This window comes from Ruminococcus sp. MCC718 (assembly GCF_018783905.1).
Classification (GTDB): domain Bacteria; phylum Bacillota; class Clostridia; order Lachnospirales; family Lachnospiraceae; genus Hominisplanchenecus; species Hominisplanchenecus faecis.
In genome coordinates, this window is sequence record NZ_WQNP01000098.1 from 1 (window position 1) to 696 (window position 696).

Genomic DNA, 696 nt, shown 5'->3' on the forward strand with positions numbered 1-696 from the left:
CCAAGATCAATGCCAATTCCTTCATTGGAATTATCAGCTGTCTTGTTATCCGGCAGTTCTACAAGAACTGAAACATAGTATCTGTCAGCTTTTATTGAAACCGTACCGCTTTTGATTACATATCCATCTTTTGTTGTTGGAATATATCCTTTCTCTTTGATGCGGACCCAACCCAAAGTTGGAATCTTAAGTCTATGCCTTTCACACACGCAATCCTTTGGGTTATTTCTAACGAAATACATTTTTACATCTGATTTACCTTTCTTTTTAAATTTAGGAAAATCACTCTGATGTTTAAAAAATCTTGTAAAAGCAGTACATCCGTCTTCGATGGATCTTTTCACGGCTTTTGAATACGCTTCCTTAATCCATGCTTTATCAGGATTATTTGGAATGTATTCATTGTTAAGCCATACACTAAAGCCCTTACCAGTCATAAACTTTTCACCTTTATCATACAAGGCTTTGTTGTGACAAAGGTAGAAGTTATAGACATATCGGCAAGTGCCTATCGTCTTGTGAATCCTGATTTTCTGCTCCGGTGTGGGATTGATTTCCGTCTTGAAGCTCTTTAACAATTTCTTCATCCCTCTCTATTTGTTTTTTATACTTACGGAGTCCATACAACCTGCAGGAGAACACATGAAGAATAGAAACAATATCCTGCACGAGTTCTTCTTGTGGTGATAGTTCTTC

General features: G+C 36.9%; 1 protein-coding gene and 1 pseudogene. Both read right to left on the reverse strand.

What is annotated here, in order from left to right; translation table 11 throughout:
* The coding region (locus GPK60_RS08915; RefSeq protein WP_215659405.1) for an RNA-guided endonuclease TnpB family protein at positions 1-587 on the reverse strand (587 nt) is incomplete at its 3' end.
* Positions 487-696: pseudogene (locus GPK60_RS08920) on the reverse strand (hypothetical protein); the annotation flags it as partial. The gene GPK60_RS08915 and the pseudogene GPK60_RS08920, both read right to left, overlap by 101 nt.